The sequence below is a fragment of the Mesorhizobium sp. M7D.F.Ca.US.004.01.2.1 genome, from assembly GCF_003997785.1.
GTDB classification, from domain to species: Bacteria; Pseudomonadota; Alphaproteobacteria; order Rhizobiales; family Rhizobiaceae; genus Mesorhizobium; species Mesorhizobium loti.
In genome coordinates this window covers 1-7,551 of the sequence record NZ_RZRQ01000290.1, presented here as the reverse complement: position 1 = coordinate 7,551, position 7,551 = coordinate 1, and the positions used below count along the sequence as shown (strand labels likewise).

Genomic DNA, 7,551 nt, shown 5'->3' with positions numbered 1-7,551 from the left:
GGTTTCTAAACCTTTTGCCGATTCCCCCCCTCGACGGCGGCCATCTCTTGTTCTACGGGGTGGAGGCCGTCATTCGCCGTCCAGTGTCGGAACGGATGATGGAAATGGCCTATCGGGCCGGGTTGCTTCTGGTGCTGTGCTTCATGGGGTTCGTTTTCTGGAACGATCTGTTTGGGTGCTGAAATCATGAAGAAATTTGGCTTCCGCATGGACGATGTTGAGACACCGTTTACCATGCACGGGGATATGAGTGACGCGAAAGCCACGCCGCAGGGTTAAGTAAATACAAATTAACCAGAAGCCTTGCGTGTAGGGAAAATCCGGTTAATACGGTAGGGGAAATTACCGCACGTCCGGTTTTCTCGCCGTGGGGACTACGAGAAAAGGTTATTAAGCCCGATGAAGGCAGCATCCAAGTTTCTGAGCGCCGCGTCCGCGGTGACCCTGTCTGCGGCTCTGGTCGTGCCAGGCGCGCTCGCAGTGCAGTTCGTTGCCACATCGGCGGCCGAAGCCGCTGTCGTCAGCAGAGTCGAAGTGAGCGGCAACCAGCGTATCGACGCTGACACCATCCGCAATTACATCACCATCAAGCCGGGCAAGGCGTTCTCCAGCTCCGATATCGACAGTGCGGTCAAGGCGCTGTTCGGCACCGGCCTGTTCTCGGATGTGCAGATCAACCAGGTCGGCTCGACGCTGGTGGTTAAGGTTGCCGAGTACCAGGTCGTCAACCAGGTGCTGTTCCAGAACAACAAGAAGCTCAAGGACAATGCGCTGGCGGCAGCGGTGCAGCTGAAGCCGCGTGGGACGTTCTCGCAGGCGACGCTCGATGCCGACGTCGAATCGGTCAAGGCTGCCTACAAACGCATCGGCCGCGACGATGTGACTGTGACCACGCAGGTCATGCAGCTTGGCGACAACCGCGTGAACGTGGTCTTCAACATTACCGAAGGCGATCGCACGCAGATCGCGGCGATCAATTTCGTCGGCAACAGCGCCTATTCCAGCCGCCGCCTGTCGGATGTCATCAATACCAAGCGTTCGTCCTGGCTTTCCTTCGTCCTGCGCGACGACGTCTATGACGACGACAAGCTGCGCGCTGACCAGGAGCTGCTGCGCCGCTTCTATTACAATCACGGTTACGCCGATTTCCAGGTCGTGTCCGCTGTCGGCGAACTCGACAGCGCGACGAACAAGTACACGGTCACCATCACCGTCCAGGAAGGCGACCGCTACACATTCGGTGACGTCAGCGTCGAAAGCACGATCCCGGAAGTCGACAGCAAGTCGCTGGAATCGGTGGTCGAGACCCGCAAGGGCGACGTCTATAACGCCAAGGACGTCGAGGATTCCATCATCGCCCTGACCGAGAAGGTGGCCGGTTCCGGCTACGCCTTCGCGCAGGTGACGCCACGCGGCGACCGCAATTTCGAGAACCACACCATTTCTGTGGTCTACACGGTCGACCAGGGCACCAAGGCCTATATCGAGCGCATCGAGATCCGCGGCAACGACCGCACGCGTGACTATGTCATTCGCCGTGAGTTCGACGTCAGCGAAGGCGATGCCTTCAATCAGGTGCTCATCCAGCGCGCGAAAAAGCGCCTGGAAGCCCTCAATTACTTTGACAAAGTCGATATTTCGACAGTGCCGGGCTCGCAGCCCGACCAGGTCGTGCTGGTGGTCGACGTTGTCGAGAAGTCGACCGGTGAATTCTCCGTCGGCGCCGGTTATTCGACCGGTGGCGACACGGCCGGCCCGTCCGTCGAAGGATCGATCACCGAGCGCAATTTCCTCGGCCGTGGCCAGTTCATCAAGCTATCGGCGGGCGGTGGCAAGAATTCGCGCGACTACAGCATTTCGTTTACAGAGCCGTACTTCCTCGGACGGCGTATCGCTGCGGGCTTCGACGTCTTCAAGCAGACGAGAAATTACGATCATTACGACAGCGATACCCTGGGCGCAACGGTGCGCTTCGGCTTGCCGATCACCAACAGCATCTCGACCCAGCTTGCGTATAATATCGCGCAAGAAAAGTATAAATACGACAACAGTTGCGATGATAACGCTGATGGTATTCTTGGCGATTGCGACCTCTCTACAGCGATTAAGCAGGGTATTGCGGAAAGCCCATGGATCAAGTCGTCGGTTAGCCTCGGTCTGGTTTACAACACCATCGACGACATGAAGAATCCGCATGAAGGTATCTACGCCACTACGTCGGTGGAGGTGGCTGGTCTCGGCGGCGATGCGAAGTTTGTAAAGGTTACTGGGCGGGGCAGTGTATACCAGACGCTGTCAGAGCAATTTGATCTGGTCGGGCTCGTTTCAGCCGGCGCGGGCCATGTCGAGGGGTACGGCAGTGGCGGTTTGCGGATTTTCGATCAGTTCCAGAGCACCGACCGCATGATCCGCGGCTTTGCTTATGGTGGCATTGGTCCTGTGGACGTCAATACGGGTGACCATCTCGGCGGCACGACCTATTTCAACGCCTCCGCGGAAGCGCAGTTTCCGTTGCCGGTCGTCCCGGAAAGCTTTGGCTTGCGTGGCGCTGTCTTCGCAGATGCTGCAACACTCTATGGCAGCAAGGTCGATACCGCTGGAGTCGTTCAAGACTCGGTCGGCATGAAGCTGCGTGCCTCGGTTGGTCTCGGCCTGATGTGGGCATCGCCGTTCGGCCCGATCCGTATCGACTATGCGATCCCGGTCAAGAAGGAAGCGCGCGACGACGTGCAGGAATTCAACTTCGGCATATCGACCCGCTTCTGATCGGCGGTTAACGATGCTCCCGGGTCTTTCAGGTCCGGGAGAAATGTTCCGACCTAGCTGGATATAGCTTCTGGAATGACCGATCCGGTGTTCTTCGCGCCATCACGCCGGTATACGGCGGGCGAAGTCGCGAATCTGACCGGCTCGGTGCTTGTCGATTCCGGCCACTCCGATATTTCGATCGAGGCACTCGCGCCGGCGAGCGATGGCGGCGAGAATGCGCTCGTCTTTGTCGACGGCAAGCGTAATTCCGCGCTGATGCCGTCGCTGCGGGCGGCCGCGGTCCTGTGCCCGGCGGAATTTGCCGGCAAGGCGCCGGCCGGCGTTGCCGTTCTGGTTCATCCGCGTCCGCAACAGGCCTTCGCATTTGTCGGGCGCCTGCTGTTTCCAAGGGCGGCGACGCCAGGGCCGATGACCAGCGAAACCGGCGTCTCGCCGCATGCTCATGTCGATGTGACCGCACATGTCGAATCCGGTGCCGTCATTGAGGCCGGCGCGGTCATCGGGCCGGGTGCTTCGATCGGCAGCGGTACCGTCATCGCGCCCAATGCCGTCATCGGCCAGTCCTGCCAGATTGGCCGTGACGGCTATGTCGGTCCGGGCGCCAGCATCCAGTATGCCTTGATCGGCAACCGCGTCATCATCCATGGCGGTGCCAGGATCGGCCAGGATGGTTTTGGCTTCGTCGGCGGCGCCAAGGGACCCGAACGCGTGCCGCAGATCGGCCGTGTCGTCATTCAAGACGACGTCGAGATCGGCTCCAACACCACCGTCGATCGCGGCGCCATGTCCGATACGATCATCGGCCAGGGCACCAAGATCGACAATCTTGTGCAGATCGCCCATAACGTCCGCATCGGCCGCAATTGCATAATAGCCGGGCTTTCGGGTATTTCGGGTTCCGTGGTCGTGGGAGACAATGTCACCATGGGCGGCGGCGTCGGGCTTGCGGATCACCTGACCATCGGGTCCGGGGCCAAGCTTGCCGCCAGAAGTGGATTTATGAGCAATGTCCCTGCAGGCGAAATCTGGGGCGGTTATCCGGCACAGCCGATGGCGGAAGCGATGCGGGAGATAGCCATGCTGCGCAGGCTCGCCAGGACCCGCAAACAGGGCGAGGGAGGCAATGGCTGACATGATCGCGTCGACGACGCTGGAAGCGGTCGACATTATGGGGCTGATGAAGCTCCTGCCGCACCGCTATCCGTTCCTGATGATTGATCGCATCGTCGACATCGACGGCGACGAGTCCGCTGTCGGCATCAAGAACGTGACCATAAACGAGCCGCATTTTCAGGGCCATTTCCCCGAGCAGCCGGTCATGCCGGGTGTGCTCATCGTCGAGGCGATGGCGCAGACCGCCGGCGCCATCTGCATCCGCAGCCTGGGCACTGAAAAGCCGTCGCTGGTCTATTTCCTGACCATCGACAACGCCAAATTCCGCAAACCGGTCGTTCCCGGCGACCAGTTGAAGATCTATGTGAAGAAAATCAAGAAACGCGGCAACCTGCTCAAATTCGCTTGTGAAGCCATGGTCGACGGCGCCAAGGCGGCCGAGGCCGAGATTTCAGCCATGATGGTCACCAGCGACTGACGATCGAATGCTTATGAAAATCAAGACATCCATCCATGCTTCCTCCGTTGTGGAGGAAGGCGCCCAAATCGGCCAAGGCGTGCGCATCGGACCGTTCTGTCACGTGGGCGCCGATGTGGTGATCGGCGATGACGTCGAACTGGTCAGTCATGTCTCGGTGATGGGCGCGACATCGATCGGTGCCTCGACCAAGGTCTACCCGATGGCAACATTGGGCGCACCGCCGCAGAACACCAAGCACAAGGGCGGTCGCACCACCCTGGTCATTGGCAAGAACTGCACGATCCGCGAAGGCGTGACCATGCATCTCGGTACCGATTCCAGCCGCGGCGAAACGACGGTCGGCGACAATGGCAATTTCCTCGCCTACGCCCACATTGCCCATGATTGCGTCGTCGGCAACAACGCGACCTTCGCCAATGGCGCGACACTGGGCGGCCACTGCGAGGTCGGCAACAACGTCTATATCGGCGGCCTGACCGCTGTGCATCAGTTTGTCCGCATCGGCGACAACGCCTTTCTGGGTGGCTGCTCCGCGATCGTCGGCGATGTCATTCCCTATGCCATCGCGGTCGGCAACCGCGCCAGTCTGCGCGGCCTCAACATCATCGGCCTGAAGCGCTCCGGCCTGCCGAGGTCCGAAATCCTTGTGCTGCGCAAGGCTTACAGAATGATCTTCGACCGTTCCCGCACCGTTGGCGAGAACATCGAGTTCGCCAAGGCGGAGTTCGCGTCGTCGCCGACCGCCATGAAGATCATCGATTTCATCACCAGTCGCGGCAAGCGGCACTATGCTGTGCCGTCGCTCAAGGGCGGCGATGGCGACGATGTCGATGACGAAGACTGAGGCAGCGGCAGCGCGTCTTGATCTCTCGCCGGGCTCCCGGGTCGGCATCATCGCCGGCGGCGGCAGTCTGCCGGTCGAAGTCGCGGCCGGTTCGGCTGAACAAGGCTATCCGCCCTTCGTCATCGTGATGGAAGGCGAGGCCGACCGGATGGCGGAGCTCTCCCGGTATGAGCATGAAAGCCTCGCCCTGGAAGGTATCGGCTCGCTGATACCGTTGCTGAGGCGGCACCGGATCACCCATCTGGTGCTTGCCGGCGAGATCAAGCGCCGGCCAAGACTGACGCAGCTCCGTCCAAGTCTCAGCCTGCTCGCAGTGATACCGGTCGTTGTCGCGGCGCTGGCGCGTGGCGACGATGGCCTGCTGAAGGTCCTGGCGCGAGGTCTCGAAGCGCGTGGAATAAAGGTCGTCGGCGCCCACGAAATCGTGCCGAACCTTGTCGCCACCGAAGGCGTCCTGACCAAAGCCATCCCGCGGAAATCGGACTGGCGCGACATCGAGGCAGGCCTTGCAGCGGCAAAGGCCATCGGCGCGCTGGATATCGGCCAGGCGGCGATTGCGGTCGGCGGTCGAACGATCGCGCTGGAAGGCATCGAGGGGACGGCCGGACTGCTCGACCGTGCGAAGCTGCTGCGCGGCCATGGCCGTATTGCGGGGAAGACCCGCGGCGTTCTGGTCAAGTGCGCCAAGCCTGGTCAGGAACTGCGCGCGGATCTTCCTTCCATCGGCCCGCAAACGGTCGAAGCCGTGCATGCGGCCGGGCTTGCCGGCATTGCCGTCGAGGCGGGACGTTCGCTGATTCTCGAAGGCCCCGAAACCATCGCGCGCGCCAACGCACTCGGTCTGTTCGTCATTGGTCTGCCTGCCGCGACGGAGCCACACAATGGCTGACAGGGCATTGAAGATCGCGATCGTTGCCGGAGAGGAGTCTGGCGATCTGCTCGGCGCCGACATCGTGCGTTCGCTCAAGCAGGCTACCGGGCGCGAGGTGCAACTCGTCGGACTCGGCGGCCGCCATTTGCAGGCGCTGGGACTGGCCTCGCCATTCGATGCCGGCGAGATCGCCCTGATGGGGTTCAGCGCCATCTTGCGCGACCTGCCGCGCCTGATGCGGCGGATCAGTCAGCTGGCCAGGACCGTTGAGGACGAAAAGCCGGACTGCCTCGTCACCATCGACAGCCCGGACTTTTCGCTGCGCGTCGCCAAAAAGGTGCGGGCGGCCAATCCATCGATCCCGATCATCCACTATGTCTGCCCGAGCGTCTGGGCGTGGCGGCCGGGCCGGGCGGTGGCGATGAAGCCCTATGTCGACCATATCCTCTGCATCCTGCCGTTCGAGGTGAAGGAGCTCGAGCGGCTGGACGGCCCACCGGGCACCTATGTCGGGCATCGCCTGACCCATGATGCTGGCGTGCTCGCCGCGGCCAAGGCGCAGGACCTGCCGCGCGACCTTTCTCCTGATCGCGTCAAGACCCTGCTTGTCCTGCCCGGTTCGCGGCGCGGTGAGGTGCGGCGCCTGCTCGACCCGTTCGGCGAGACGGTGTCGATGCTGCGCGCGCGTGGACATCGCCTGCGCCTGCTGCTGCCGACGGTTCCGCATGTCGCCGACCTGGTCAAATCCTCGGTCAACCGCTGGGATGAGAAGCCTGAGGTCATCGTCGAGTCCCAGCGCAAATGGCAGGCCTTCGGCAAAGCCGATGCCGCGCTGATCGCGTCCGGGACAGTATCGCTGGAGCTGGCGCTGGCCGGTGTGCCGATGGTCTCCTGCTACAGGCTCGATCCCGTCGCCCGAGTCGTGGCGCCTTACCTGCTGTCCGTCTGGTCGGCGCTGCTGCCCAATCTGATCTCGGATCGAGCCTTAATTCCGGAATTCTACAATGAGTATGTCAAGCCGAACAATCTGGCCCGGCACTTGGAAGCGCTGTTTGCAGACAGTGGGATGCGCGCCTGGCAGAAGCAGGGCTTCGCCGAGATCACGCGGCGCATGGCGACCAACAAGCCTTCAGGCGAGATCGCGGCGGGCGTTGTGCTGCGTCACATAAAAAAGGCGCCCTGACGGGCGCGTTTTTCAATCCAGAAAGCCTCGATCACCGCTTTGCGATCGGCACATAGTCACGCTCCGGCGCACCGGTGTAGAGCTGGCGCGGGCGGCCGATCTTCTGGCGTGGGTCCTCGATCATCTCCTTCCACTGCGCGATCCAGCCGACGGTGCGGGCGACCGCGAACAGCACGGTGAACATGGTGGTGGGGAAGCCCAGCGCCTTCAGCGTGATGCCGGAATAGAAGTCGACGTTCGGGTAGAGCTTCTTCTCGATGAAATAGGAATCTGTCAGCGCGATCTTTTCC

Annotated in this window: 8 protein-coding genes; 7 read left to right on the top strand and 1 reads right to left on the bottom strand. The window is 61.5% G+C overall.

The window, feature by feature from the left end; genetic code table 11:
* The 7 genes from EN993_RS27835 to lpxB all read left to right on the top strand — a co-directional run.
* Window positions 1–182: site-2 protease family protein (locus tag EN993_RS27835; protein WP_206532426.1), on the top strand; the 182-nt coding region annotated here is incomplete at its 5' end.
* Window positions 183–399: 217 nt separating this feature from the next.
* Window positions 400–2,766 carry an outer membrane protein assembly factor BamA gene (bamA, locus tag EN993_RS27830; protein ID WP_127265366.1) on the top strand — a complete coding sequence of 789 codons (2,367 nt, stop codon included), beginning with the start codon at window positions 400–402 and terminating at the stop codon, window positions 2,764–2,766.
* 75 nt (window positions 2,767–2,841) lie between these two features.
* Window positions 2,842–3,900: a UDP-3-O-(3-hydroxymyristoyl)glucosamine N-acyltransferase gene (gene lpxD, locus EN993_RS27825; RefSeq protein WP_109669039.1), complete on the top strand. Its 1,059-nt coding sequence runs from the start codon at window positions 2,842–2,844 to the stop codon at window positions 3,898–3,900.
* On the top strand, window positions 3,893–4,360 hold the full coding sequence (gene fabZ, locus EN993_RS27820; protein ID WP_027036657.1) for a 3-hydroxyacyl-ACP dehydratase FabZ: 468 nt from the start codon (window positions 3,893–3,895) through the stop codon (window positions 4,358–4,360). Before lpxD ends, fabZ begins: the two co-directional genes overlap by 8 nt.
* Before the next feature lie 13 nt (window positions 4,361–4,373).
* Window positions 4,374–5,207, top strand: coding sequence for an acyl-ACP--UDP-N-acetylglucosamine O-acyltransferase (gene lpxA, locus EN993_RS27815; RefSeq protein WP_109669349.1), 834 nt, complete (start codon window positions 4,374–4,376; stop codon window positions 5,205–5,207).
* Window positions 5,179–6,096 carry an LpxI family protein gene (locus EN993_RS27810; protein ID WP_127265365.1) on the top strand — a complete coding sequence of 306 codons (918 nt, stop codon included), beginning with the start codon at window positions 5,179–5,181 and terminating at the stop codon, window positions 6,094–6,096. The genes lpxA and EN993_RS27810 overlap by 29 nt, the downstream gene beginning before the upstream one ends.
* On the top strand, window positions 6,089–7,261 hold the full coding sequence (gene lpxB / locus EN993_RS27805) for a lipid-A-disaccharide synthase (RefSeq protein ID WP_127265364.1): 1,173 nt from the start codon (window positions 6,089–6,091) through the stop codon (window positions 7,259–7,261). Before EN993_RS27810 ends, lpxB begins: the two co-directional genes overlap by 8 nt.
* 31 nt (window positions 7,262–7,292) lie before the next feature.
* On the opposite strand, the gene EN993_RS27800 is transcribed toward lpxB, so the two are convergent.
* A partial coding sequence (locus EN993_RS27800) for a citrate/2-methylcitrate synthase (RefSeq protein ID WP_281040578.1) occupies window positions 7,293–7,551 on the bottom strand: 259 nt, incomplete at its 5' end.